Genomic DNA, 26,216 nt, shown 5'->3' with positions numbered 1-26,216 from the left:
CGGTCCCCTTTTTGAAGTGGAGACGGACAGTGAATCCCCCTTGCGGGTGTGTCAGAGTCGAAGAGAACTGTGCTTTTTCTTCCCCTCCACCATGTTGACCCAAACGCAGCGGTCCCCCCTTGTTTTGTCCCAATCCCTATGTTTACACTAGTAGAAACCCATTGAAAATCCGTCGAAAGAGAAGGTGATTCTCTTTGTTAGATAAAGCGCAAGAGATTCTACGAAAGTACTTTGGCTACGAATCATTCCGAGAAGGCCAGAAGAAAATCATCACGAGCCTGTTGGCCGGACATGACACAGTAGGCATCATGCCAACAGGCGGCGGGAAATCCATCTGCTATCAAGTCCCCGCGATGCTCCAAGAAGGAGTAACCATCGTGATCTCCCCACTCATCTCGCTGATGAAGGATCAGGTCGACGTACTGGTCAGCATGGGCATTCCCGCCACCCAAATTAACAGCTCACTGGATTATAGCGAGGTTCGCGATCGACTCCGTATGGCGGCCCGTGGAGAGTACAAGCTGCTGTATATCGCCCCAGAGCGTTTGGAATCCGAAACGTTCCAAAACCTGATTCAGGATGTTCCGATCTCGTTTGTGGCAGTAGACGAAGCGCATTGCGTCTCGCAGTGGGGCCATGATTTCCGTCCGAGCTATTTGGCAATTGCCCGTTTTCTTCAATCCTTGCCACAGCGTCCGCTCGTCGCAGCCTTGACGGCAACAGCGACACCGGAGGTAACCGAGGACATCAAGCGACAGCTAGAATTACAGGACGAGCGCCTATTTATCACAGGGTTTGGCAGAGACAATCTCATCTTGTCTGTACGCAAAGGGGAGAACCGTCGAGAATTCATCCAGGCGTACTTGCGGGCGAATAAGCAGCAGGCGGGTATTATTTATGCGGCAACGAGAAAAGACGTGGACGCTTTGCATGCAGATTTGGACAAGCGTGGCTTTGCTGTGACCAAATACCATGCAGGACTGACGGAAGAGGAACGTGCGGCCAACCAGGAAGCATTCCTGTTCGATGATGTCCGGACGATGATCGCAACCAACGCTTTTGGCATGGGCATCGACAAGTCCAATGTGCGCTACGTTATTCATTACAACATGCCGAAAAACCTGGAGGCGTATTACCAGGAAGCGGGCCGTGCTGGACGCGATGGGGAACCAAGTGAGTGTATTCTGTTGTTTCAGCCGCAGGATATCCAGACCCAAACGTTTTTCATCGAGCAAAATCAACTGCTGGACGAGCGCAAGGAGCTGGAGTACAAAAAGCTGTACGCGATGATCGACTATTGCCGGACGCCGCGCTGCTTGCAGCAAAACATCGTGCAATACTTCGGTGAAACTGATGCTGCCGCGTGCGGACGTTGCGGGAACTGCACCGATGAGACCGAGCTGTCCGATATCACGCTCGAAGCACAGAAGATTTTCTCCTGCGTCAAACGTATGAGAGAGCGCTTCGGTGCCGCACTCGTCGCGCAGGTACTGAAAGGCTCCAAGAATAAAAAGGTCACCCAGTTTTCCTTCGACCAGTTGCCTACGTACGGATTGATGAAGGAATACAAGGAAAAAGAAATCGCAGATTTGATCCAGCTCCTCATTGCTGAAGGCTATTTACAAGTCACGGAGAGCCAATATCCAATCGTAAAGCTAGGGGAGCGGGCATTGCCTGTTCTGCGGGGTGAAGAGCGCGTTGTGCAAAAAATCTCGATTCGCCCTGTGCAGCTGACAGAGGATGACGAGTTGTTCGAGCACCTGCGAGCATTGCGCAAGGAAATCTCGACGCGACAAAAAGTACCGCCGTACGTGATTTTCCCAGACAGTACCTTGAAGGAAATGAGCAGTGTTTGCCCGACTGACAAACAGGCCATGCTCCAGATCAAAGGAGTTGGCGAGGCGAAATTTGAGAAGTACGGAGAACTCTTTCTGGAGTGTTTGCAGAACTATGCAGCGATCAAGTCGTGACATGTATGTCACGGCTTTTTTTGCTATTTTTCCTTTCATATGCCTGCTATAGTTAAATAGGAACCCAGAATTTTCATACAAAATAGAACAGGAGGACAATTAGAGCAACACCATCGAGGGCATTGACAGATTAAGAGAGACAGAGGGGAAAACATGAAAAAACTAGCGAAGGGCTTATTCAGTGTAGCACTTACATCCATGGTGCTGGGCAGTGCGATGATGGGGATCGCCGCACCGGTAAAGGCTGCAGAAACACCTACCAAAATTACGTTGCTGGGTACATCTGACATTCACGGACGATTCATGCCGTGGGATTATGCGCTGGATGGCCCGAATCCAAATGGCAGTATGACGCAATTGTTCACGATGATTAAAGAGATTCGCAAAGAAAATCCAAACACCGTGTTGCTGGATGCAGGCGATTCGATCCAAGACAACTCGGCAGAGCTTTTCAACGACCAACCGCAATCTCCTGTCATGGTCGCGATGAACGAAATGAACTATGACGCATGGGCTTTCGGCAATCATGAATTTAATTTTGGACTCGATGTATTGGACAAGGTAAGCAGCCAATACAAAGGCTCTGTGTTGGCAGGGAACATTTACAAGGAAAATGGCGAGCGTTTCTTGCCTGCGTACACGATCATTGAGCGTGGCGGTGTAAAAATCGGCGTCATTGGGATGAACACCCCGATGATTACTGATTTCGAAAAAGGAACCGATCATCTGGATGGCCTCGTGATCAAAAATCCGGTAGAAGAAACCAAGAAAGCTGTAAAAGAGCTGGAAGGCAAAGTAGACGTCATGATCGGTCTCATGCACATGGGCATCGAGAATGAAAACGGAATTCCGGGTACGGGCGTAGCAGATATCGCGAACGCTGTTCCAGAACTGACTGCGATTTTTGCAGGTCATATGCACAAGCTCGTGAAAAAGGAAGAGATCAACGGCGTCCTGATTACAGAGCCGGACAAATACGGTACGCATCTCTCTCGCATTGACCTGACTTTCGAGAAGAAAGACGGCAAGCTCGTGCTGACTGACAAGGAAGCGACTGCGGTCCCTGTAAAAGGCGCAGATGGCACACCAGCAGTATCCGATGCAGCGCTGGAAACCAAGCTCAAGCCTTTCCATGAGTTCGCGCGTGCAGATGCCAACATCGTCGTAGCAGAGCTCAAAGGCATGAACCTTGTAGCGAAAAACGAGATAGAGGGCATCCCGACGGTCCAAATTCAGGAGACGCCACTATCCGACTTTTTCCACGAAGTGATGCTCTACTATAGCAAAGCAGACGTGGTTGCTCACCAGATCGACAACGACAAAGCCAAGCTGGATATCGGTCCGATCAAGAAAAAGGATATCGCCTACAACTACCAATACGCGGGTGGCGAAATTACTGTATACAAAGTAACCGGAAAAGACTTGAAGGACTATATGGAATGGGCTGTGGGCTACTTCAATTCCACGCGTCCTGGTGACGTGACCGTAAGCTTTGATCCAAAACGCCGCGCTTCCAAATACAGCACCAACGATTTCTTCGGTGGCGTGAAATACGAGATCGACCTGACCAAGCCATACGGCAGCCGCATCACGAACCTGCGCAAGCTCGATGAGACACCGATCAAGGCTACAGATACCTTGAAGCTCGGGATGAACTCATACCGGATGGAAGCTTTGCAGGCAAAAGGTGGCGCGTTGGAAGGACGCAAGTTCGAACAACTGTGGTCTTCCAAAGACAATACTGCGTTCGGTGAAACAGGTGGTACGATCCGCAACCGTGCTATTGCGTACCTAAAAGAAGTGAAAAAAGGCGTTTACGAGCCAAAAGTACAAAACAACTGGAAGATTACAGGCGTGGACACCGCTGCACCTGAACGCAAGGATGTAGTAGAGCTAATCAATGCAGGCATTCTGAGCGTTCCGAAAACGGCAGATGGCAAATACACCAATATCGCTTCCATCAACATCAAGGACGCGATAACCAAAGAAGAAATCACCGAGCTGACTGCAAAAGCAAAAATCAATGCAGCGAAGTTCCCGACAGTCAAAACAAAAGGTGAATTTTATCATCAACTGAACGAAGCGAGAAAGGCTGCGGAGAAATCGGGTACACCGACAACCAATACGCAGCAAAAGAAATAGCATAGATAAACGCAAAAAAGCCGTGACGCTAGTAGTCACGGCTTTTTCTTTTTCGACGATGCCAATCTTTCAACGCAAGATACGTCGGCGGTACTTCACCAGGTACAACAGGAACCCAAGCAACAGCAGCCCTTGACCAACAATCGCACCGGAGATGGAGATACCGATATAGGTGATCAGGTAGTAAATGCCGGAGCCTACGGCCATCAGCAGATTCTCGATGAAATTCTGAATCGCAATCGTTTTCCCGGAACCGACCATCCGTTTGCCTTCATCCTGCAAAACGGTATTCATCGGGATAATGAACACGCCGCCCATAAACCCGACGAGAAGCAATAGACTGATGGCAACAAAGGTGATATTCGTCCAGGGAAATAGCACGATGATGAGAAACATTCCGAATCCGTATGTCAGCGATCGAGTGAAATGAGTCAAAGGAATGAGTTTGGGAGCGAGAAAAGCTCCCGCGATAATTCCGATGGATGTCGTTGCGAGAATCAGTGACACAGAGAAGCTCTCCGGGTTAATCCCAAGCGCGAGGGGAATCCAAGCCAGAACAGCCACGCGCAGGACAGCGGAGGACATCCAGAATGCTCCGGTTCCAATCAGGGCAAAGCTCGTTTCCGGACGATTCATCAGGTGCTGGAAGTCGATGAAAAAGCGTCGTGCTTCTGCCCCATAGCGAATGGATGCATTCCCTCTCATGCGTGGAACGAAGAAAGTCATACCGAGCGACAGCAGATAGATCAGCAGACAAATTCCAGACGAGATAAGCGGTGCCGTCATGTTTGCGATGGCTCCACCACCACCGATTCCTGTCAAAATCGCAAAGATCGTATAGGCTTCGATACGTGCATTCGCATGAAACAGTTCATCTTCATTTCGAGTCAGCTCCGGCAAAATGCCGTACTTGGCTGGAGAATACACGACCGCTCCGACTCCTACTGTGAAGTAACACAACATCAGCATGATGATGCTCGACTGGTCAATGAAAAACAGCAAGACGACACCAAGTGCTTTAATCAGGTTGCCGATCACCAGCACGATAGACTTGGCGTGCTTGTCGGCAAAAGGCCCAACCAGTGGAGCGAGAAAAACGTAAGGGAGAAAGAATGAAATCGATACGAGTGCAAGCATCGCGGGAGAAAAACCGTTCTCCCGCAGCAGATTCGCGATGACAAACAAAATCATGTTGTCGGCAAAGGCCGATAGAAATTGAGTGAAGTACAGGGCTTGTAGTGGTTTTAATCGTATGTTCACATCATTTTCCTCCCGTTTCGGCCAGTTGTTTCAGGCTGACGTAATCCGTTTTTCCACTACCGAGAAGTGGTAGAGCCTTGATGACTTGCATCGTACCTGGAATGAGCAGTGGCGAGAATTGCTTTTCCGTCAAATACGCGCGCAATTGGCTCAGTTGAACCGTTTCATCTGTGGTAAATAGCAGGACACGCTCACCTTTTCGCGCATCATTCACTGTGATCGCAGCAAAACCGGAGTGTCCAAAGCATTGCATAGCCAGTTCCTCAACCAGATTGAGAGAAACCATCTCGCCGCCGATTTTGGCGAAGCGCTTCAAGCGGGATTGAATACTGAGAAAGCCGTCCTTGTCAGCAGTAACCAAATCACCTGTGTGATACCATTCCTCAGCGGGAACAAAGCCTTTTCCGTGAATCATATAACCTTTCATGACGTTCGGACCCTTCACCAAAAGCTCTCCGCCAGCATCGATTCCTTCTACTGGTTCCAGCTTGGCGGACATCCCTGGCATCAAGCGCCCGACGGTTCCCGGTTTGTTAGCCAGCGGGGTGTTGAGCGCCAGGATCGGAGCTGTTTCCGTTGCCCCATAGCCTTCAAAAATCCGCACACCGAACTTTTCCATCCACAGCTTGCGCACATCATCCTTTAGCTTTTCCGCTCCTGCAAATACGTAGCGCAAGGTGTAGAAGTTGTAAGGATGGGCCATACGTCCGTAACCAGCCATAAAGGTCGAGGTTCCAAAGAGAATCGTTGCGTTTTGGTCGTAGACTAATTCGGAAATCGCTTTGTAATGCAACGGACTTGGATACAGATAGACCGGGATGCCTTTCACTACCGGTAAGAGTGTTCCCGCAGTAAGGCCGAAGCTGTGGAACATAGGCAGGGCATTGAAAAACTTGTCGCGACTCGTAATGTCAATCACACTGGTCACTTGTTGAATATTCGCGTACAGATTCGTATGCGTCAGGATGACACCTTTTGGCTTGCTCTCGCTGCCGGAGGTAAAGAGGATCAGCTCGTTGCTAGCCGCAGAAGCCTTTTTCTTCCGCAAATAAGAGAACAGTGCAGACACTTTATCAAAAGCAGTCGCGGATGCTTTCAAATCCTCGAGATAAATAATTTTCATGCTCGGTGAAAGACCTGCGATGATGTGCTCCAGCTTTCCTTTTTCAATGAATACACGCGATGTCAGGATCGTATCGATATGAGCAGTCTCGCAGCAATCCAGCAGGGAACGAATCCCGAGTGAAAAGTTCAGGATGGCTGGAGTGACGCCGATGCGGAACAACGAGAGTAACGTTACGAGATGACCCACTGAATTGGGAAGGAAAACACCGACAACCGGTTTTCCCAAAAGCATCGGCTGCAATTTGTTGCCGAGCAAGTAGCTGCCGATTAACAAGGTCTTGTAGTCGATCGCGGACGTCAGGTCCTTGGCGATTTCCATTTTTGCACCATTCAGGCGAGCTGCTTCGAGAACTTCATCGAACAGATTCACGTTTTGCTTCATTCGGCTTTCGAACAAGCCTTCTTGGAGAGTACGTAGGATGCGATCATTGGCCGTGGCTTTTTGTTGGCGCATCGACAGGTTTGGATCGCGCTCGATGGTGAACGGAGTGCCTACTGTCATGGTCACATCAGGGAACCAGGAGAGCTTCAGCTTTCCTTTCAAATATGAGAAGATCGAACGTTCCAGGCCATTAATAATGATTGGGTAAACCGTTACACCAGTTCGGAGCGCGAGATAGCCGACACCGCTGTAGATTTTCATGATGCCGCCCGTCGTCGTAATCCGACCTTCTGGAAAAATCACCAGCGTCTGCCCGTTTCGAAGGACGCGGAGCATGTGGCGGATGGAGTACGGGTTGAGCGGATCGATTGCGATATGCTTGCGGAAGCGGAGGAAAAACGCAAACCGCTTGGCGATCTCCGTGTTGACGACAAAGGTCGCTTCTTTTGGCAAGCAAAAGGATAGGAGTACCGCATCTAGCAAGGAGACGTGATTGGGAGTGATAAGAGATGGTTTCGACAAGTCGATTTTGGAGAGTCCAAGCACACGAGGACGAAACCACAGCATCAGGATCGTTTTTAAGAAAGAATAAATAAGGGCCATGTGGACCACACCTTTACAAGGGATAATTGAGAGTTGCTCTATAGCTTTCATTGTAAAGAGTGGAGCATGTAAAAAAAGTACCAACATTCATTGGTACCTGGTAATAAGACCTAGAATAGCTTTTTTTGGCTGGCTTTTGCGGCCGCTTCCTTGCTTGTTTTGACGCCCATTTTTTTAAGGATTCGGTTGATGTGATTTTTGATCGTACGCTTCGTGATGTGGAGAGATTGTTCGATCTGCGTCTGCGTATGACCTTGGTGGATGAGTTGTAGGATGTCTCTTTCTGCGGGAGATAACAGCTTTTGGTTTTCATCGTTTTTCAAACGCAAAAATTCGTTGCGCAGTGCCGCAGCCGCCGTAGGGTGAATGGCAGATTGGCTGTTGTGAGCAGCACGGATGGCGTCGGGAATTTCCTTGAAGCTCGATTTGCTGATGTAGTTGACGGCACCTGCGGAAAATGATTCCACGATCACTGCCTCGTCTGTCAGAGAGGTGAGCATGATGATTTTGCTGTCAGCTTGAAGTGCCATGAATTCGATTGCCGTCTCGATCCCGTCCAAATTGTTCTCGGTCAAGTTAATGTCCATTAAGACGACATCCGCTTTGGCAGGCAAAAAGCGCTCGATTGCTTCTGCTTTGAACCCTGCTTCCCCTATTACAGTGAGATCCGGTTCTTTGTTCAGGAAGTCAATGAGGCCTTTGCGCCAGACGGGATCGTCTTCTACTAAAAATACCCTGATTGGATTCATGTGTGTTTGCGTCCTTTCGCTATTCAGAGTAGGTTGTGATGACGCGCTTTTTCGGGAAGAACAGGAAAACGGTGGTTCCTTTGCCTTGCTCACTGTAGATTTCCAGTTGGCCCTGATGCTTTTGCATGACATTGTAGCAGTAGGAGAGCCCAAGACCAAAGTTTTGCCCTGTCCTTTTTGTAGAGAAAAAAGGATCGAGCACGTGAGGCAGGTTCTCTTTTGTAATGCCTGTGCCTGTGTCTGCGACAGTGATGATGAGATGCTTGTGGGACAAAAATAGCTGAAGATGGAGCTTGCCGCCCGACTTCATGGCTTCCAGCGCATTCATGCACAAGTTGGTGATGACTTCGCGCAGTTGTACGCCATCGCCATGCAAGCGAAGTGTTTCGTCCAATTCACTAACGACTTCTACCTGTTGTTTCAGGATATAGGGCGTCAGATTTTGTGTGACTTGCCCAATGATTTGGCTGGGGTCACATGGTTCTTCTCGCAACTCGACGTCCCTCAGTTGGTTTTGAATCCGATTCATCATGTCCAGCATATGCTGCGAGGATTGCATCAGGACAAGCGCATCTTCTTTTAGCGATGGCTGGTTGGTTTCATCCGCATATGTCTCGATACGGTCGGCATACAGCGAGATTTTGCCTGCTTCATTTTTGATCGTATGGTTAATGATTTGCGCACCGGAAGTCAAGGCACGCAAGGTACTGTCCAGACGTCTTTTCTCCACGCGGAGACGGACGCCAAGGAAGCCATATTTCAAACTGATGGCAACGATCAGGATAAACTGGATCGTGACCACGCCAATGTTGTAGCGCCAAGCTTCGTAATCGTTCTGAGTGCGCATGATATAGATGAAAATAAAGACGAAAAACAACGGAACGATGATGAGTACGTTCGTGAAAAAGCTGTTCTTTTTCACGAGTGGATCTTTTTCTCGCATGTACTGTACGACAAGCAACGTACAGGAGAACAGAAAAAACGGAATCACCCATGCCACCATAATCCAGTAGTTAAAAAGCAGTTCGGGATAAACGGGTGTAATCCAAAGCATCCCAAGCGGCAGGATGAGAGCAGCATATTGTATCGTCAGCTTTATTCTGCGAGACAAGAATTCAGTTGAGTGCACGGAAAACATGAGAAACGTATAGGGCAAGCCCGCTTGGCAAACAAAAGAAGAGATGCGGCTTACTAATATCAGGGTGTTCGTGGTCCCGGGCTTTGCGGCCAGGTAATCTGCAAAATGGGGCATGATCGTCTCGTCAATCGCGCCTGAGATAAAGCCCCCAGCCCCAACAAAGGCAGTTGCACAAGCCCAGCGGATCGACGTTCGTTTCGGGTCTGTGAACAGCACAAACAGACCTAATGCCCATATGGTAAACACGATGAAAACCATCATGGATTTGCTATCTCCTGTCAATCATTATTTATCTATTATATCGTACACCAGGGAAAGGAAACGGAAAAATAAATCATCGGGGACAAAAACGGGAGAAGGGGGAAAAAGCAGCAAGCAGGTTTTTCCAAATATTCGTGGAATTGAGAAGGACTGGTTGTGCATTTCGTGACTTTCTATCTATTCAACGGCGGGTGATAGAGTGAAACGATTAGATTTAATATTCCAGACGTTAGTAGACGCTGGTCCCGATAAAAAAGTAAGCGCTTCAGATTTGGCTGAGCGGCTTGGTTTGAGTCGAGCGAATGTGAGCAGCGATTTGAACCGTTTGTGGAAGGAAGGTCGAATCGGGAAGGAAGAAGGGCGTCCGACGCTGTTTTTTGCCAAGCAAGGAAACGATTCGCTCTATTTGGCGGAGACGTCGCTGGACAGGCTGGCGAAGACCAACAAGAGCCTGATCACGCGTATTGAGCAGGCAAAGGCGGCCGTTTTGTATCCGCCGCGAGGGATGCATTGCTTGATTTTGGGGGAAACAGGCGTAGGAAAATCGTGGTTTGCTGGGATGATTCACGAGTTTGCCGTGGATATTGGACGCCTGGATAAGCATGCTCCTTTCGTGATTTTTAACTGTGCCGATTATGCCAACAACCCGCAGCTCTTAATCAGTCAATTGTTCGGAGTCAAAAAAGGGGCGTACACCGGAGCGGAGATGGACCGCAAAGGACTCGTGGAAAAGGCAGACGGCGGCATTCTCTTTCTCGATGAGGTGCATCGGCTGCCGGCGGAAGGACAGGAAATCTTTTTTACCTTTATGGATAAGGGTATATACCGCCGCGTAGGGGAAACAGAGATGGAGCGGACGGCTCACGTCCAGATTGTCATGGCCACGACAGAAAATCCGGAGTCGAGTCTCTTAAAGACGTTCATGAGGCGCATTCCCATGGTCATCAAGCTGCCATCTTTGGTTGAGCGTGGCTTGGAAGAGCGCTTCAGTATTACGATGGAAATTTTTCAAGAAGAGGCTTTTCGGTTGGGGAGAGAGATTCAGATATCGGCCAATGCTGTGCAGGCATTCTTGTGCTATCACTGCCCGAATAACATTGGACAGTTAAAAACGGATATTCAACTCACCTGCGCCAGCGCCTATGCCGAATTCATTTCGTTAAAAAAGAATCAGCTACACGTGTCGGTTCAGGACCTGCCGCATCATGTCAAGCAAGGGCTGCTTTTGGTGAAGGATTACAAGCAGGAGCTCGATGAAATCATTGGGACGGAGCACAATTGCTTTGTCGTGCAGCCATCAAAAGAGGGCATCTGGATCGGACGAGAAACAGAGGATACGACGGACAGTGTCTATGAAAAAATCGAGCAAAAAATATATGAGCTGCAAAACCTCGGTGTGAGTGAAGAAGAATTGGAGTTTGACATCGAGAATTATTTTACGACCTTTATCAAAGGCGTCCATCAACGCGTAAATAAGGGCGACATGGCCCGAATTATCGACCCGTTCATCATTCACCTCGTGGAAGAGATCGTTCGCTTCGCAGAGGCCAAGCTGGAGAAGATTTTGAGCCAGAAGGTAATCTTTGGTCTCGCGCTGCATATTCAGACATCGAAGGAGCGGCTCGCGCAAGGCAAGCAAATCGTGAATCCGCAAATCAACCATGTGCGAATCAAATACAAGAAAGAGTTTGCAGTGGCGCTAGAGTGCGTTCGCATGATAGAAGAAGCGATACTCATGGATCTGCCGATTGGTGAGGCTGGATATTTGACCATGTTTTTCGTGCTCGACGATGTCAGCATGGAGGAAGAACGGGAAACAATCGGAGTGCTTGTGATTACGCACGGAAGCGGCGGTGCGACAGCGATGGTCGATGTGACGAACCGATTGCTAGTCACACAATATGCGAGAGCCATTGACCTGCCGCTTGAAGAAGATTCCATGAGTGTTTTGGAAAAAGCAATGAAAGTAGCCAGAGAGATCGGGAGCAAGGCTGGACTGCTGTTGCTCGTGGATATGGGATCGCTGCTCGGCTTTGGCGAAATTATCGAGCGGGAGATCGGCATTCCGGTCAAGGTCATTCCGATGGTCAGTACGCCGCATGTGATTGAAGCCACTCGAAAGGCCATGCTCGGTCATTCGCTGGAGGATGTTTACCGAGATGTCGTGGGCATGTCGCTCTACCAACGGGAGGAGCAGCCGAAAGAACAGGTGCAAAAGCATGTTCCAGCGCTAACGATTGTCGCTGCCTGCCTGTCTGGCGAAGGCAGTGCCTTGTTTTTGAAAAAGCTGCTGGAATCGAGGCTCAGGTACGATGATAGCCTTCTGGAATTTGTGCCGCTGCAACTGATCGATAAGGCACAGGCACGCAGTCAGCTTCGAAAAATCAAGGAAGAGAGAAAAATTCTGTTCGTGGTGAGCAATTACATTCTCGACCGCGAATTGCGCCACCATAGCATGGACGATGTTTTGAACGGAGAAGCGATGTCTGATATCCAGCAAGTGATCGATCTGGAAGAGGCCTACCTGAAGATGCAAGAGTCGCTGGGGGAGCATCTGCAAATGGTAGACGGTCAAGATATTCTCGCAGACGTGAGGATGTGTGTCGGCCGTATGGAGGAGCGATTGAACAATTATTTGGTTTTTGACACGCGAATTGGGGCCTACTTGCATATCTGCTGCTTGGTAGATCGTCTGAAAGCAGGTGCGCAATCCGTGGCGTATATTCAAAAAGAAAGTTTTTTGCAGGAGAATCGCAAGCTGTACAGCTTAATCCGCCATGAATTATTGCCGCTGGAAGACAAATATGAGGTAGTGATCAGCGAAGACGACGTTTGTTTTATCATGAATTTCTTCATACACAATAAAACACTGGCCTAACCAGTGTTTTATTTTTTGACTATTCCTTATTCAAAATCAAACACTACAGCGCTTACATAAAAACACTAATGGGGATGGCAGGCGATGAGGTCGCGAAATATGACTAACCATGCGGTTTTCTCAGTAAGCGCATACATTTTTTGGTGTTTTGGCACGCAACTTGCTGTTACAGTAAGGCATCACTCGTTGAGAGGAGGGGGTACAATGAATATTTTATTGTGTTGCGCAGCGGGTATGTCGACAAGCTTGCTGGTTCAAAAAATGGAGGAGGCTGCCAGAGAAAAAGGGTTGGACGCTAAAATATGGGCAGTTTCTGCAGATGAAGTGAAGAATCATATCGATCAAGCAGCAGTACTCTTGTTGGGGCCACAAGTTCGTTACAAGCTGACAGAGATGAAAAAAGAAGGGGCATCCAGAGGAATTCCTGTAGACGTAATCAGCACGGTCGATTACGGAACGTTGAACGGGAAAAACGTGCTTGAGTTTGCACTTCGTCTAAAACAGTAGGAGGGGGATGCGTGTGGGCGGATTTGTTTCATTTATGGAAAACCGCATGATGCCGATCGCAGGAAAAATGGCGGAACAAAAGCATCTGCAGGCCATTCGTGACGGAATTATCCTTACTTTGCCTTTGTTGATCATTGGTTCACTGTTCCTCATCATTGGCTTCATACCGATACCTGGTTATGACGAATTCATGGGCGGTATTTTCGGCGAAAAATGGCGGACGAAGCTACTGTATCCAGTAGGCGCTACTTTTGACATCATGGGGTTAATTGTGAGTTTTGGCGTCGCCTACCGACTAGCAGAGAAATACAAGGTCGATCCGCTGTCGGCTGGAGCGATCTCTGTTGCTTCCTTCTTGCTCGCTACTCCGTATAAAGTAATGTTCACCCCTGAGGGAGTGAGTGCAGCCCAAGAGGTAGGCGGAGTCATTCCCGTTACGCTGATGGGTAGTCAGGGATTGTTTGTAGCCATGATATTGGCGATTTTAGGAACCGAGATTTATCGCAAAATCATCCAAATGAAAATCGTCATCTCCATGCCACCCGGCGTTCCCCCTGCTGTTTCCCGCTCTTTTGTGGCATTGATCCCTGCGGGTGCTGTGCTTATCGTTGTCTGGCTGATTCGGATTCTGCTAGAAAACACCTCTTTTGAGAGTATTCATAATATTGTAAAAGATCTTCTTGTCGGACCATTGAGTGTGGTCGGCAGCAGCTTGATTGGCGCCATCATCTGTGTGTTGCTCATTCATATTCTCTGGGCTGTTGGTTTGCATGGTGCGGCGATAGTCGGTGGCATTATGAGTCCCATCTGGCTAACACTGATGGACCAGAACAGAGCGGCGTTTCAGGCAAATCCGAACGGTGAATTGCCGAACGTGGTCACCACGCAATTTTTTGACATGTGGATCTATGCAGGGGGATCAGGTGCCACTTTGGCTCTCGTTGTCCTGATGGTATTTATGGCGCGAAGCAAGCAGATGAAAAACATCGGCAGACTATCGATTGGGCCTGGTTTGTTTAACATCAATGAACCGGTCATCTTCGGGATGCCGATTGTCATGAACCCGCTCTTGATTATTCCATTTGTGATTACCCCTGTCATATTGGTCATTATCAGCTATTTTGCGATGTCGCTGGGATGGGTAGCAAAGCCAAGCGGGGTATCTGTTCCGTGGACGACACCATTATTTGTCAGCGGATATTTGGCTACAGGCGGAAAAGTATCGGGGATGGTTCTTCAAGCGGTGAACTTCCTCATCTCGCTCGCGATCTACTATCCGTTCTTCCGTTTGTGGGATAAACAAAAGGTAGTTGAAGAAAAAGCTGGTACTGCTTCCGATACAGCTGTGACTATGTAATCGCTAGAGGAGAGGCTATCTATGAAATTGATTGTGAATGCAGACGATTTTGGGTATTCCAAAGGCGTCAATCTGGGCATCGTCGAAGCGCATCGGGATGGAGTCGTTACTTCTGCGACCTTGATGGTCAATATGGAGGGGTTCGAGCACGCTGTAGGGCTGGCCAAAGAACATCCAACGCTCGGAGTAGGCATTCATCTGGTGCTCACATGCGGATCGCCAGTCAGTCAGGATGTACCATCGCTAACGGATGGAGAGGGGCGTTTTCGACGCGGGCAAGATCATTTGATTTCTGCTGCACCGGATGAGATCGAGCGGGAGCTGCGGACTCAATTGGAGAGGTTCATGGCGTCGGGGCTCAAGCTGACCCATATCGACAGCCACCACCATGTACATGCACATCCAGCCGTTTTGCCGATTGTTCTGAAGCTGGCAGAGGAATATCGAGTGCCAGTTCGCTATCCGTGGATGTCCGGGTCACAGGAGCAGCGAGACCAGTCGGGTGTTTTGACGACAGAAGGCTTTTCTCATCATTTTTATGGAGACGACCTAACCGTACAAACCTTCGTCAAGATCATAGAGGATATGTCAGATTATCCTGTAGTGGAGATCATGACGCACCCTGCTTATTTGGACGAAGCGGTACTGACAGGCAGTTCATACGCAAAGCAACGAACCACAGAATTAAAAATCTTAACAGCAGCAGAGTTAAAGCAATACATTCGTGATCAAAAAATACAGCTCGTGACTTTTAGCGAACTTGGATAGGTGGAGATAGGATGGACCATACAGACGTTATTTTTCAACTAATACTTCACGGAGGAAATGCGCGGAGTCTGGCAATGGAAGCGATCGCTCTGGCTAAAAATAGAGACTTGTCAGGTGCGGAGGACGCATTGAAGCGTGCAGGAGAAGAGCTCGGGCGTGCACACCAAAATCAAACGGCACTTATCCAGAAGGAGATAGCGGGCGAAAAGACTGAGATTAGCATGCTCTTGATTCACGCCCAGGATCATTTGATGAACGCAATTACAGTCAAAGATTTGGCGACGGAGTTTGTCGAGCTGTACAGCCAAATCCATGCAGGCAAGGAGGCAGGAGTATGAGCGGAATCAAAATTGTGACGATCGGTGGAGGGTCTAGCTATACACCTGAGCTGGTGGAAGGCTTCATCAAGCGCTACGATGAGTTGCCTGTCCGAGAGCTGTGGCTGGTGGACATTCCAGAGGGCGAGAAAAAGCTGCAAACAGTAGGCGCCCTGGCAAAAAGGATGGTAGAGAAGGCAGGGGTGCCTATCGAGATCCATTTGACGATGGATCGGCGAAAAGCACTCGCGGGTGCAGATTTTGTTACGACGCAAATGCGCGTGGGTCTCTTGGATGCGCGAATCAAGGATGAGCGGATTCCTTTGAAATACGGGGTGATCGGTCAGGAAACGAATGGACCTGGCGGCTTGTTCAAAGGCCTGCGTACCATTCCGGTCATTATGGACATTTGTCGTGACATGGAAGAGCTATGTCCAGATGCTTGGCTGATTAACTTCACGAATCCGGCTGGTATGGTCACAGAGGCAGTGCTGCGGTATACCAACCGCAAAAAGGTCATTGGACTGTGTAATGTTCCCATCGGGATGAAAATGGGTGTTGCCACTGTTTTAGGCGTCGAGCAATCACGGGTTCATATTGATTTTGCCGGTTTGAACCATATGATCTTCGGACTGGGTGTGTACTTGGATGGGGAAAACGTCATTTCCCAGGTAATCGATAAAATCACGGGCGACCAATCGGGTATTACAATGCAAAATATTTTGGACCTTGGTTGGGATAAGGATTTTATCAAAGCACTGGGGATTCTCCCGTGCCCGTATCATCGTTACTACTACCAGACGCGCACGATGCTTGAGCATGAGTTGGAAGAAGCGGAGCAGAAGGGGACGCGGGCTGAAGTGGTCAAGCAGGTGGAAGCGGAGCTGTTTGCGCTCTACGAAGATCCAGACTTGGATATCAAGCCTCCGCAGTTGGAGAAACGCGGCGGGGCCTATTACAGCGAGGCAGCTTGCAATCTGATTTACTCCATTTACAACGACAAGCGCGATATCCAGACGGTAAATGTTCGCAACAATGGAGCGATTGCCAGCATTCCGGATGATTCGGCAGTCGAGGTGAACTGCGTCATTACAAGAGAAGGACCGATTCCTTTGGCGGTAGGTGATTTGCCTGTTCCCGTGCGTGGACTCGTACAGCAAATCAAATCGTTTGAGCGAGTCGCAGCTGAGGCAGCTGTAACGGGTGATTACCATAAGGCGCTATTGGCGATGAATATTAACCCGCTGGTGCCGTCTGATGTGATCGCCAAAAAAATACTCGATGAGATGCTGGAGGCGCACAAGGAGCATCTGCCCCAGTTTTTCAAGCCCGTCACATAAGGATGGGACTCGCGTGAAATACAAACTCCTCGCCCTGGATGTGGACGGAACGATTTTGATGTCGAACCACAGCTTATCCAAAGTAACAGAGCGGGCCATTACCCGGTTAGTGAAGCAAGGCGTCCACGTCACACTGGCAACCGGCAGGGCATACCCATCGGCAAAATCGTTGGCGGAGCAGTTCCAGATCAGCGCACCACTTGTTTCCCATGATGGCGCATACGTCGCAGATCCCAAGACAGATCAGGTGCTGTATGTACAGCGCATTCCGTATGAGATGGCGGCGAGGATTACAGACATAATCGTATCGCACGGCTTGGATGTCATGTTGCTGCACGAGGCTTATGCTGTCACGAATCGCACGTGGAAGTGGACGGACTTGTTTCCGCTGTTAAATGCCTGGACACTGCGCCAGCTGTGGAAAAATCAATACCCGCTCAAAATCCAGGCTTCGCGGTTGATAGCCGGATACGTTCGAAAACATGAAGTGTGTGCTCCGAAAATATTCGTCACGGGCGACGAGAAGCGTCTGTTGGCAGCAAGACAAGAGCTGGAGAAAGCCGAGCTTTCAGGGGTTCGCGTGACGGCATCGGGTGCCAATAATTTAGAGATATTGCCTGTGGGCATCTCCAAAGCAAGTGGTCTTGCGGTAGTGAGTGAGAGGCTTGCGATTCAGCCTGACGAGATCGTTGCTGTAGGCGACAATTACAATGATGCAGAGATGCTCCAATTCGCCGGAATGGGTGTGGCGATGGGCAATGCTCCTGATGATCTGAAACAGCTGGCTCGGCATGTCACGGAAACGAACGATCAGGATGGGGTGGCAGAAGTCATCAGGAAGTTTTTTCTGTGAGCATTCAGACAGGAAGGGAGGCGTGAAATTGATCCGAATGAATCTGGAAGTAGCCGTGAGTGGAGGTCTCCATGCTCGCCCTGCTTCTGTCTTGGTGAACCTGCTCAATCAATACAGCTCGTCGGTCAAGATGATCTACAATGACAAGCAGGCAAATGGCAAAAGCATCCTCAGCGTAATGGCTCTGGGGGTAAAGACCGGAGATGAAATTATGTTTGAGGTGGAGGGGGCCGATGAGCAAGAAGTGGCTGCCAGTATTGAGTCCCTATTTGAAAGGAACTTTGCCATCTAACAGGGAGAAAACCACGTAATAAAGCCAGTGCCTGACGATCGGGCACTGGCTTTTCTATTGAATCTTTACGCGTGCTTGCGGAATACGACCGTGACTTTGAAGTAATCGCCATCAATATCGATAGACAGCCTGCCGCCTTGCAATTCTACGATGCTTTTTGCGATAGCCAAGCCGAGGCCAGAGCCTTCGGTATGACGGGATTGATCAGCGCGCTTGAACCGTTCAAACAGTTCCTGTGCGTCAAAGTCGATTTCGTAGGCGGAGACATTTTTGAACGTCAGGATAACCTCGTCCTCTGTCTCTGCCAAATGGATCAGGACACGTGTATTCGGCATGGAATACTTCAGGGCGTTGCCGATCAGATTCTCGAATACACGCCATGTTTTCTTGCCATCCAGAGGTGCGATGATCTTCGGCTGTTCCGTCGTTACGCGGAAAGTGAGCGTCGATTGTTCGATTTTATCACTGAATTCTGCGATGGATTGGTTGAGCAGGGAGGCTACATTCACTGGCTCGATATTCAGTTCCACCGCACCGCTGGACATTTTAGCTGCGTCAAACAGGTCATCGATGAGGACGCGCAGTCGATCTGCTTTGCGATCCAAGACATCGACGTAGCTCTTGCGTTCCTCAGGTGTCAAATCTTCCTGCTTGAGCAGGGTAACGTAGTTGATAATTGACGTCAGCGGTGTTTTTAAATCATGAGAAACATTGGTGATCAATTCGGATTTCATGCGCTCGCTCTTCATCTGCTCTTCCATCGCGTGCTTGAGTCCCTTTGTGATGTTGTTGAGAGAGTGCGCGAGTTCAGATAACTTCCCTTTTTTTACCTTCTGGATCGTAGTGTTCAGATTGCCTCCAGCCATTTCGGAGGCACCTTGCATGATGCGGTTCATCAGTCCCAAGCGTCTAAGCGAGTATGGGAAAACCACGATCATGTAAAACATGCCATACAAAAAGCTGAAAAACAGTAAGCCACCAGACCTTTCGATTAGGGCGACGAATCCGAAACCGATACTCATTCCAAACATTACAGTCAGGATGAACAACGTGGATACTTTGAAGAACATGCCACGATTGGCGTAGCTTTCTTTCAGAAGGACACGTTGTCTGGCGAAGATACTCTTTTGCCACTGTTGCAAGAATCTCTCAGGTTCTTTGTACATAAGCCGCGCCTCCAGCAATTGTAAAAGCAGGTAAGCGGTGAACAAGGATACGAACGCAAGGGTAAAGATATGCTCACCATCAATCGGCAAGAAGAAAAAGCGCAGGTTCGCCAACATAATGAAGTACGCAATTCCAAGTACGAACAACATACCCATCCGAATATCCAGCGGGATAAGGCGGAACAGAGCCATGCTTTTTGTGACAATCGGCACTTCCGCCGGTTTGCCTGTTCGCAAGTATAAAAAGCTAAAAGCAATGATAAGGAGAGTAACCGTAAGCAAGACAAACTCGCCAATAAGCCGCTCCCGAATGGAATCATAGTAAAGGGCATCTGCGTGGACCTGACTATATCCGTCTGGTTCTTTTGGGACATAAAAGATACCGCTTAGTTGACTCAATTGATAAGTGCGATTGATGCTTTCCAAATCCCCGTTCGTATTAGGGAGGTTGATTGTATAGCGCGCATATCGGGCCAGTTCCCAATCTGTAGGTTCTTGCGCGAGATTGGTGTAAACTTTGTTGTTCTTTTTATCGGTGACGTAGTATTTGAAGGAGCCGCTTCGCAAGGTGAGGCTGTTTTTTTGTTCCTCGTACTCGGTATCTCTTTCGGCGATTCTGTTGTTCACCTGCTCCTGATAATACGACGTTGCTTTAGCAATGTCTTCTTGCAAGCGTTGTGAATATTCTTCGGTTAATTGGGCGACTCTCTCGTTGTCACCCTCACTTTTTGCCTGTTTTATCGAATCTAAGAGATGGTTATCTTCCTTAATCGACCGGAGGGTTTCCTCATGCTCTTTTTTGAGCTGATTCGCTGTCTTCTCGTCCAGCTTTCCTGGCGTGAAGTCTGCATAATCTACATGAACCTTTTTCACCAGCTCGGCAAATGTCTCTAATTCACGATTGAAGCCTGAGCTTTGAAAGTAATTATCCTCTTGGAGATTCTCGCGTTTATGATACAGGTCGGCCATCGTCAGGAGCGCGAGCGAAATACTCACGATCAAAACAAGTAGCACGGGTACCGCAAAGCGTTTATTTTTCGATTTTGTATCCAATTCCCCATACCACCTTCAAATATTTAGGTTCCTTCGGGTTGATCTCTATTTTTTCCCGAATGCGTCTCACGTGGACAGCCACTGTGTTTTCCGCGTTCATATAAGGCTCTCTCCAGACCCGTTCATAAATTTCTTCGATTGAAAACACCCGGCCTTTGTTTTCCATTAACAGCTCCAAGATTTTGTACTCAGTAGCAGTCAGCCGGACCTCGTTGCCATCAATGGCTACATTTTTTGTGCTTTTGTTCAAGGTCAAGCCGCGTACCTGAATCTCATCCTCTGTCATTTGAGCGCTTCCCAGATTGGTAAAACGTCTTAACTGAGATTTGACCCTGGCGATGAGCTCCAAGGGATTAAAAGGCTTCGTCACATAGTCATCGGCACCGATGTTGAGCCCGAGAATTTTATCGGTATCCTCTGACTTGGCAGACAGCATGATGATCGGGATGTTTTTTTTCTGGCGAATTTGAAAGGTGGCGGTCATTCCGTCCATTTTTGGCATCATGATGTCCATCAGGATGAGTTGGATTTCTTCATTCTCCAGTATTTCCAACGCTTCCAGTCCATTGCTAGCCTTGAATACGGTCATGGATTCATTTTTGAGATAGATTTCGATTGCGTCGCGGATTTCAGCCTCGTCGTCGACTACGAGGACTTGATATTTGGTCATGATTCGTCCCACCTTATGAATGCATTCATGGTATTATCTTAACGCCCAGCTCTAACAAAACAGTAATGAAATGTCTTACAAATTTCTTAATAAACAGCGTTCAGGAAATGCTAGCTAATAGGATCAAGCCGATAAATAAGGTAAGATGTGAGGAAGAATACGAGAAAATTGGTGATTGCTTTGCTGGAATGGACAGGGGAGAGAATCATCCCCAAGCTGTTAAAACCTACGAATGGCATGCTGCTGGAGCATATAGCCAGATATTATTTTGCCGCGCCTTATGTTAAAGGTCGAGTGCTGGATATCGCTTGCGGTACCGGCTACGGATGTCATATGATCGCAAAGGATCGAAAACGAGAGCTGACAGAACTGATCGCTGTCGACAATGATGAGGCGACGATATTTTATGCCAATCGGGAATACAACCATCAAAAGATTACGTATCAGCAGGGTGACGCTCTTGATCCGGCTCTTCCCGAGCAATTAGGGTTGTTTGATACGATTTTGAGCTTTGAGACCATTGAGCATGTCGCAGACGATTTGCTGTTTATGGATAACTTGTATCGGATGCTGAAACCAGGTGGCACGCTCGTGCTGTCCAGTCCATTTGGCAGAGGGCGGGGCAAAGAGACGAGTGAGCCCTTTCATGTTCATCAGTTGACGCCGGAAGAGTTCGCCGAGCTGTTTGTACACTATTCTGACGTGGATATGTACTATCAGAGAGGCGTTACGTTTGAAAAAACACCCCGCGATGGCGTACGGTACTTTATCGGCATGGCAGTATGTACGAAATAATAACGGATTGATTTATGAATGGAGATGGCGAAACTGGCTGATTTTTGGAGATTAGGAATACATAAGGAACTGATAGATGCTCTGCAAGCAAACGGGATTACTGAGCCTACATCGATTCAGGAAAAAGCAATTCCTGTTGTGCTGGAAGGAAAAGATGTAATCGCGCAAGCACAGACGGGAACGGGAAAGACGCTTGCCTTTATTTTGCCGATCTTGGAAAAGGTTGATCCGGAAGCAACGCATGTACAGGCATTGATTTTGACGCCTACGCGGGAGCTTGCTCTGCAAATCACGGCAGAGGTGAAGAAGCTCGTAGCGATGCTGGATGATATCCATGTGCTTGCTGTGTATGGTGGACAAGATGTCAATCAACAGCTGAGAAAGCTGGCAGGAAAAATACAAGTGGTCATCGCTACGCCAGGGCGTTTACTGGATCATCTGCGGAGAGGGACAATCGATTTATCACAGGTGTCGATGTTTGTCCTGGATGAGGCGGATCAAATGCTCCACATGGGCTTTTTGCCAGAGGTAGAAGATATTATGGCGAAGACGCCTTTCGATAAGCAGACGATGCTGTTTTCAGCCACGATGTCGGAACAGGTGCAATCTCTTGCGAAGCGCTTGATGAAAAAGCCGGAAAATATCCAGGTGCAGGGCAAGCGTATTACGTTGGAGGATATTCGTCAAATTGTAGTAGAAACGACAGATCGTGCGAAGCAAGATACTCTGTGCAGACTGTTAGATGAACAACGACCGTTTCTGGCGGTGATCTTTTGTCGAACGAAGCGTAGAGCGAGTAAGTTGAATGCTGCGCTGCAAGGTCTCGATTATATGTCTGATGAGTTGCACGGCGACTTGTCACAGGCGAAGCGCGAAGATGTCATGAAGCGATTCCGCGAGGCCAGGATTCAGTACTTGGTTGCAACGGATGTGGCAGCGCGAGGGCTGGATGTAGAGGGAGTCACACATGTTTTCAATTACGACATTCCAGAGGATGTTGACAGCTATATCCACCGGATTGGCAGAACGGGGCGAGCCAAGGAAAAGGGGACCGCTTTTACCTTGGTAGCGGCGAAGGATTGGGGGCAGCTCAGGGAGATTGAAGAAGGGATCAATCTGTCTCTGGAGCGGCGTGAAATGGATCGCGGGGAATCGGGTGATCAAAAGAAACAGACTCGACAGCAAAGGCCTGAGTCTGATCGATCCAGGAAGGAAGAGCGTCGAGGGGACAAGCAAGGTAGAGGCAAAGACAAAGGGAAGCCAGCTGAGCGAAGACAGCAAGGCTCTGGGGAACGCCGAAGAGATGGGGAAGGGCGTCAACAAAAGAGCGGCGGTTTTGATCGCAAGCCGAAGGAACGTGACCGTGCGGCAGGCGGTTTTGATCGTAAGCCAAAGGAACGTGACCGTGCGGCAGGCGGTTCTGATCGCAAGCCGAAGGACGGTAACCGTGCAGCAGGAGGATTCGAGCGCAAACCGAAGGACGGTAACCGAGCAGCAGGTGGTACTGGACGTAAGCCGAAGGAAGGAAACCGTGCAACAAGTGGATTTGATCGCAAGTCTAGCGGCTCTGGCAAGAAGCCAGTATCTGCACAACGCAGTTCCGCCCGTCCAAATGCAAAACCAGGCAAAAGGACAAGCGCTGCTCCTGCAAATCGTACTTCTCGCAAAAAATCCAGATAGCAATCCAAGCAAAAAAAGACCGTTCCCGCCGTATAAAGGCAGGAGCGGTCTTCCTTTTATTCCGGTTCCGTGTCTGGAAATACCCGTGATCGAGTGAGGAAGCGTACTCCCTCCGGCCCTTCCAGCGAAAACATTCCGCCACGCCCATTCACGACGTCAATGATGAGCTGCGTGTGCTTCCAATACTCATACTGCGCTTTGCCCATGTAGAACGGGCAGCCACCGATCTCGCCTAACAGGATGTCCTGCTCACCCACAAGAAATTCTCCGAGCGGGTAACACATGGGAGAGCTGCCATCGCAGCAGCCCCCTGATTGGTGAAACATCAGGTCACCGTGTTTGGTGCGAAGCCGTTCAATCAATGCCAGTGCAGCATCTGTCGCGAGCACTTTTTCTGGCTGGCTCATTGATCAAAAGAAGCCCAGAGCTTGATCGCTGTAGCTGACAAGCAGGTTTTTCGTTTGTTGGTAGTGAGACAGCATCATTTTGTGTGTCTCGCGGCCGATACCGGACATTTTGTAACCGCCAAACGCTGCGTGAGCCGGGTAAGCGTGGTAGCAGTTGGTCCAAACGCGACCAGCCTGAATTTCGCGGCCCATGCGGTAGGCTGTGTTCGTGTCGCGTGTCCATACACCAGCACCCAAGCCATACAGCGTATCATTTGCCATGGTGAGCGCTTCTTCTGTATCCTTGAAGGTCGTTACGGAGACGACCGGACCGAAGATTTCTTCCTGGAAGATACGCATCTTGTTGTGGCCTTTAAAGACAGTTGGCTGGATGTAGTAGCCGCCCTCGAGTTCCCCTGCAAGCTGTGCACGAGATCCTCCAATCAGGCATTCGGCTCCTTCTTGTTTGCCGATATCCAGGTAGGAGAGGATTTTTTCTACCTGCTCCAAAGAAGCTTGCGCGCCGATCATCGTATCTGTATCGAGCGGATTTCCTTGCTTGATATTGGCTACGCGTTGCAGGGCACGCTCCATAAATTGGTCGTAGATGCTTTCGTGGATGAGCGCGCGGGATGGGCATGTGCAAACCTCGCCTTGGTTGAGCGCAAACAGTACGAATCCTTCAATGGCTTTGTTAAAGAAGGCATCGTCTTTTGCAGCCACATCCGGGAAGAAGATGTTTGGCGATTTTCCGCCCAGCTCCAGCGTCACCGGAATAATATTTTGGGAAGCGTATTGCATGATCAAGCGACCTGTCGTCGTTTCACCCGTAAAGGCGATTTTCGCGATGCGATTGCTTGAAGCGAGAGGTTTACCCGCTTCCAGACCGAAGCCGTTCACGACGTTGACGACACCAGGAGGGAGCAGGTCGCCGACCAACTCCATCAGCACCAAGATGGAAGCAGGAGTTTGCTCCGCTGGCTTGAGGACGACGCAGTTGCCCGCTGCCAAGGCTGGAGCCAGCTTCCAAGTAGCCATGAGGAGCGGGAAGTTCCAAGGAATAATTTGACCAACGACACCGAGTGGCTCATGGAAATGGTAAGCGACCGTATCGTTATCGATTTCGGCGAGTGTACTTTCTTGAGCGCGGATTGCTCCGGCGAAGTAACGGAAATGGTCAATCGCCAGCGGGATGTCGGCCGCGAGTGTTTCACGAACGGGCTTGCCGTTTTCCCACGTCTCTGCGTTTGCCAGCATCTCCAGATTTGCTTCCATCCGATCCGCGATTTTTAACAAAATATTCGCGCGTTGTGCAACAGAGGTACGGCCCCACGCGTCTTTTGCTTCATGGGCAGCGTCCAGTGCCAGCTCAATATCTTCGGCTGTCGAGCGGGCTACCTCGCAAAAAACCTTGCCTGTTACAGGTGATACGTTTTCGAAATACTCACCTTTTACTGGCGGAACCCAATTACCCCCGATGTAGTTTTCATAACGATTTTTGAAAGTCACCTTGGAGCCGGCTTGGCCGGGCTGAGCATAGATCATTGCGAGCGCCTCCTCATTTATCACATATTTCTTTACAGTCCTCTCTAAAAGCAAGTCTCGTACCAACGTGAAAAAGCTCGAAATGACAGCGTTTTCTTGGGTAGATGAGGATAGAAATTGTTCCATAATGGATCATGTTGTGTTCCGTATTGGGACAAAGGAGTGGATATCTGTCGGAAAATGACCGATGACGGCTAGGGGTGTAAAACATGTTTGACACGTCTCGTGTCTTGCTCTATAGTTTGGGTGTAAAAGGTTTTTTACACCCACCTGTAAATGGACGGTGAACAACTCCGTGAAAAATCGAATAAAGGAATTTCGAGAAAAAGGGAACATCTCGCAAGGCAGGCTGGCTGAGCTGTGCAAGGTTAGCAGACAGACGATCAATGCGATCGAGAACAACAAATACGACCCGAGCCTGCAATTGGCTTTTGATTTGGCGGGCAATTTAGGGGTAACGATTGACGAGCTGTTTCAACCATACAGTGAGGAGTGAGAGAAGCTATGAAAAAGTTCAACGTGATTGTTTCATCCATCCTATTGTTGGCGATTGCAGGGCACGGAGGCTATCGGTGGGTTCGTTATGAGATGCTGGATGTAAGCACAATCATTTTCGGTTGCATTGCACTGTCGTACTTGTTGAACTCGATCACCTGGGGAGACTACGAGGGCGGGAAATACAGTGAAAGTGACGAATTGGACAAGCATATCAAGACGCAAAGTGCGAGAATCGGATACTATGCGCTTATGGTGCTGTCTGCTGCGGTCCTGTTCCTGTCGGAAGGGGTTACTGCACTTAATGACATTCAAAATATTCCTTTGGCAGTCGTCGTCGGTTTGACGTTCATTGTGGCGCCAATTACGGAATTTTTCTATTCGCGGAAGTTCAGATAAATAGCAGCCAGTCGGACAAATGTGCTCGTGGTTCGACTGGTTTTTTCTATAGCAAAGACTCTCATGTTATACTGAGGGGGAATGA

At 49.0% G+C, this 26,216-nt stretch carries 22 protein-coding genes; 14 read left to right on the top strand and 8 right to left on the bottom strand.

From position 1 onward, the window contains the following. Nucleotides 1-194 precede the first annotated feature (194 nt). Entirely contained in the window at nt 195-1,970 is a 1,776-nt protein-coding gene (gene recQ, locus FO446_RS27675) for a DNA helicase RecQ (RefSeq protein ID WP_232774293.1), read from the top strand. 153 nt (nt 1,971-2,123) lie between these two features. Then, complete coding sequence (locus tag FO446_RS27670; RefSeq protein WP_232774292.1) at nt 2,124-4,112, top strand: bifunctional metallophosphatase/5'-nucleotidase; 1,989 nt, start codon at nt 2,124-2,126, stop codon at nt 4,110-4,112. Nucleotides 4,113-4,181: 69 nt separating this feature from the next. Here the strand turns inward: FO446_RS27670 and lplT are convergent, their stop codons facing one another. From lplT to FO446_RS27650, 4 genes are all read right to left on the bottom strand, one after another. Beyond that, the gene (gene lplT / locus FO446_RS27665; protein WP_173610299.1) at nt 4,182-5,372 is read right to left on the bottom strand and encodes a lysophospholipid transporter LplT; all 1,191 of its coding nucleotides are present in this window, start codon (nt 5,370-5,372) and stop codon (nt 4,182-4,184) included. Nucleotide 5,373: 1 nt separating this feature from the next. Beyond that, the gene (locus tag FO446_RS27660) at nt 5,374-7,482 is read right to left on the bottom strand and encodes an AMP-binding protein (protein ID WP_232774291.1); all 2,109 of its coding nucleotides are present in this window, start codon (nt 7,480-7,482) and stop codon (nt 5,374-5,376) included. 110 nt (nt 7,483-7,592) lie between these two features. After that, complete coding sequence (locus FO446_RS27655; protein ID WP_016739593.1) at nt 7,593-8,231, bottom strand: response regulator; 639 nt, start codon at nt 8,229-8,231, stop codon at nt 7,593-7,595. 19 nt (nt 8,232-8,250) lie between these two features. Then, nucleotides 8,251-9,630 (bottom strand): sensor histidine kinase, encoded by a 1,380-nt coding sequence (locus FO446_RS27650; protein ID WP_237899610.1) that lies wholly within the window; start codon nt 9,628-9,630, stop codon nt 8,251-8,253. Nucleotides 9,631-9,829: 199 nt separating this feature from the next. Between FO446_RS27650 and FO446_RS27645 the strand changes: the two genes are divergently transcribed. The 8 genes from FO446_RS27645 to FO446_RS27610 all read left to right on the top strand — a co-directional run bounded on the left by FO446_RS27645 (nt 9,830) and on the right by FO446_RS27610 (nt 17,942). After that, a complete protein-coding gene (locus tag FO446_RS27645) occupies nt 9,830-12,508 on the top strand; it encodes a sigma-54-dependent transcriptional regulator (RefSeq protein WP_237899609.1) in 2,679 nt (892 codons plus the stop codon). Between the two features lie 204 nt (nt 12,509-12,712). Then, on the top strand, nt 12,713-13,015 hold the full coding sequence (locus tag FO446_RS27640) for a PTS sugar transporter subunit IIB (protein WP_015893830.1): 303 nt from the start codon (nt 12,713-12,715) through the stop codon (nt 13,013-13,015). 7 nt (nt 13,016-13,022) lie between these two features. Further along, entirely contained in the window at nt 13,023-14,372 is a 1,350-nt protein-coding gene (gene celB, locus FO446_RS27635) for a PTS cellobiose transporter subunit IIC (RefSeq protein WP_173610303.1), read from the top strand. A 21-nt stretch (nt 14,373-14,393) separates the two neighbouring features. After that, entirely contained in the window at nt 14,394-15,140 is a 747-nt protein-coding gene (chbG, locus tag FO446_RS27630) for a chitin disaccharide deacetylase (RefSeq protein WP_173610304.1), read from the top strand. Nucleotides 15,141-15,151: 11 nt separating this feature from the next. Next, complete coding sequence (locus FO446_RS27625) at nt 15,152-15,478, top strand: PTS sugar transporter subunit IIA (protein WP_088909910.1); 327 nt, start codon at nt 15,152-15,154, stop codon at nt 15,476-15,478. Beyond that, nucleotides 15,475-16,797, top strand: a complete 1,323-nt coding sequence (locus FO446_RS27620; RefSeq protein ID WP_106654938.1) for a 6-phospho-beta-glucosidase — start codon at nt 15,475-15,477, stop codon at nt 16,795-16,797. Before FO446_RS27625 ends, FO446_RS27620 begins: the two co-directional genes overlap by 4 nt. 13 nt (nt 16,798-16,810) lie before the next feature. Beyond that, complete coding sequence (locus FO446_RS27615) at nt 16,811-17,650, top strand: Cof-type HAD-IIB family hydrolase (RefSeq protein WP_221867288.1); 840 nt, start codon at nt 16,811-16,813, stop codon at nt 17,648-17,650. A 28-nt stretch (nt 17,651-17,678) separates the two neighbouring features. Next, nucleotides 17,679-17,942, top strand: a complete 264-nt coding sequence (locus FO446_RS27610) for an HPr family phosphocarrier protein (protein ID WP_048035997.1) — start codon at nt 17,679-17,681, stop codon at nt 17,940-17,942. Nucleotides 17,943-18,007: 65 nt separating this feature from the next. On the opposite strand, the gene FO446_RS27605 is transcribed toward FO446_RS27610, so the two are convergent. Beyond that, nucleotides 18,008-20,161, bottom strand: a complete 2,154-nt coding sequence (locus tag FO446_RS27605; RefSeq protein WP_237899608.1) for a sensor histidine kinase — start codon at nt 20,159-20,161, stop codon at nt 18,008-18,010. Continuing rightward, nucleotides 20,139-20,831, bottom strand: a complete 693-nt coding sequence (locus FO446_RS27600; RefSeq protein WP_173610306.1) for a response regulator transcription factor — start codon at nt 20,829-20,831, stop codon at nt 20,139-20,141. The genes FO446_RS27605 and FO446_RS27600 overlap by 23 nt, the downstream gene beginning before the upstream one ends. A gap of 168 nt (nt 20,832-20,999) precedes the next feature. Between FO446_RS27600 and FO446_RS27595 the strand changes: the two genes are divergently transcribed. Further along, nucleotides 21,000-21,626: a class I SAM-dependent methyltransferase gene (locus FO446_RS27595; protein ID WP_229087827.1), complete on the top strand. Its 627-nt coding sequence runs from the start codon at nt 21,000-21,002 to the stop codon at nt 21,624-21,626. Nucleotides 21,627-21,644: 18 nt separating this feature from the next. Beyond that, the gene (locus tag FO446_RS27590) at nt 21,645-23,306 is read left to right on the top strand and encodes a DEAD/DEAH box helicase (RefSeq protein WP_221867290.1); all 1,662 of its coding nucleotides are present in this window, start codon (nt 21,645-21,647) and stop codon (nt 23,304-23,306) included. Nucleotides 23,307-23,362: 56 nt separating this feature from the next. Here the strand turns inward: FO446_RS27590 and FO446_RS27585 are convergent, their stop codons facing one another. Both FO446_RS27585 and adh read right to left on the bottom strand, forming a co-directional pair. Beyond that, nucleotides 23,363-23,713 carry a DUF779 domain-containing protein gene (locus FO446_RS27585; RefSeq protein ID WP_173610308.1) on the bottom strand — a complete coding sequence of 117 codons (351 nt, stop codon included), beginning with the start codon at nt 23,711-23,713 and terminating at the stop codon, nt 23,363-23,365. A 3-nt stretch (nt 23,714-23,716) separates the two neighbouring features. Beyond that, nucleotides 23,717-25,237, bottom strand: a complete 1,521-nt coding sequence (adh, locus tag FO446_RS27580) for an aldehyde dehydrogenase (protein WP_232774286.1) — start codon at nt 25,235-25,237, stop codon at nt 23,717-23,719. A gap of 295 nt (nt 25,238-25,532) precedes the next feature. Here adh and FO446_RS27575 point away from each other — a divergent pair, with 295 nt between their 5' ends. Further along, entirely contained in the window at nt 25,533-25,733 is a 201-nt protein-coding gene (locus FO446_RS27575; protein ID WP_173610309.1) for a helix-turn-helix transcriptional regulator, read from the top strand. Nucleotides 25,734-25,741: 8 nt separating this feature from the next. Then, nucleotides 25,742-26,131 (top strand): hypothetical protein, encoded by a 390-nt coding sequence (locus FO446_RS27570; protein WP_106779201.1) that lies wholly within the window; start codon nt 25,742-25,744, stop codon nt 26,129-26,131. Nucleotides 26,132-26,216 lie beyond the last annotated feature (85 nt).

The organism is Brevibacillus brevis, assembly GCF_022026395.1.
Classification (GTDB): domain Bacteria; phylum Bacillota; class Bacilli; order Brevibacillales; family Brevibacillaceae; genus Brevibacillus.
This window is presented reverse-complemented; position numbering and strand designations above follow the sequence as displayed.